We start from the raw sequence: 1,619 nt of genomic DNA on the forward strand, positions 1-1,619 counted from the left end.
CACGTGGAACAGCGGCGAACCAGTTCAGCGAATCACCGGTGCTTTCGATCAGGCGGGTGCCCGGGTCGCCAGCGCGGATGTGACCACCGACTTCGTCCTGGAACTTGTTCCAGGCTTGCGGCGAGTTCCAGCCCGGAGACCAGGCGAATGGCACTTGCTGACGCGGTTCGACCGAGCCCGAGTAACCTTCCATCGAGAAGTTGAACGCGGTGTCGTTGTCTTGCGGAGTACGCGGTTCGTGCACGTTGATGTCGGCGCGCATGGCAGTACGACCGGAGTAACGCAGCGGTTCGCGGGCCAGTTTCATGCCCTTGATGCGGAACGAGGCGGACGGTGCGGCATCAACGATACGCGCCAGTTGCGGCGTGCTCGAAGCGACGGCAGCAGTGACGTGGTCCAGCTGGGTCCAGTTGATCGGCTGGTTCAGCAGGGTGGCGCGCAGGGCATGCAGCCAGCGCCAGCCTTCGTGAACCAGGATGCTGGCATCCATGTATTTCGGATCGAAAACCTGGAAGAAGCGCTGGGCGCGACCTTCCTGGCTGACCAACGTACCGTCGCCTTCAGCGAAGCTGGCGGCTGGCAGAACCAGGTGCGCGCGATCGCTGGTGGCGGTCTTCTGATGGTCGGCAACGATCACCACTTTCGCGGCGGTCAGGGCGGCATCAACACGGGCTTTGTCGGTGCGGGTGTACAGATCGTTTTCCAGCACGACGATGGCGTCGGCCTTGCCGTCGATCACCGCTTGCAGGGCTGCGTCGACCGAGTCACCACCGAGCATGGCCAGGCCGAGGCTGTTGGCCTCTGGCACGATCAGGCTGATGGAGCCGTTCTTCTCGCGCAGCTTCAGGGCTTTGGCAATGTTTGCAGCCGCTTCGATCAGTGCCTTGGAACCCAACGAGGTGCCGGCAATGATCAATGGACGCTTGGCCGCGAGCAGGGCGTCGGCGATGCGCTTGGCCAGTTCCAGGGCTTCAGCATCCAGGCCTTCAACCGCTGGAGCGCTGGCGTCGAGGGCGTGAGCCACGGCGAAACCGATGCGGGCCAGGTCGTCTGGCGCAGCGTGTACGCATTCTTCAGCGATGTCGTCGAGCTTGGTTTCAGCCAGGCTGGCGATGAACAGTGGGTGCAGCGCGTGCTGACCGATGTTCTTCACAGCGGCGTCGAGCCAAGGCTGAACGCGCATGGCGTCGGCCATGTCTTCGGCCTTGCCTTTGACCGACTGACGCAGGGACAGGGCCATACGGGCCGCAGTCTGAGTCAGGTCTTCACCGAGGACGAAGATTGCATCGTGGTCTTCGATGTCGCGCATGTTCGGGATCGGCAACGGGCTGTCGTTCAGCACCTGCATGACCAGACGAATGCGTTCCAGCTCAGCGGCTTCGATACCAGAGTAGAAGTGCTCGGCGCCCACCAGTTCGCGCAACGCGTAGTTGCTTTCGAGGCTGGCACGTGGCGAACCGATACCGACGATGTTGCGACCGCGCAGCAATTCAGCGGCCTTATCCAGCGCTTCGTCGAGGTTCAGCTTGGTGCCGTTGGCCAGCAAAGGCTGACGCGGACGGTCTTCGCGGTTGACGTAGCCATAGCCGAAACGGCCACGGTCGCACAGGAAGTACTGG

General features: G+C 62.8%; 1 protein-coding gene. It reads right to left on the reverse strand.

Annotation, left to right across the window (positions count from 1 at the left end; all coding sequences use genetic code 11):
* Positions 1-1,619, reverse strand: a 1,619-nt coding sequence (locus AC1DRJ_RS26960) for a molybdopterin-dependent oxidoreductase (protein WP_477804833.1), incomplete at both ends; no start/stop codon positions are given.

The sequence above is a fragment of the Pseudomonas sp. P5_B2 genome (assembly GCF_056400445.1).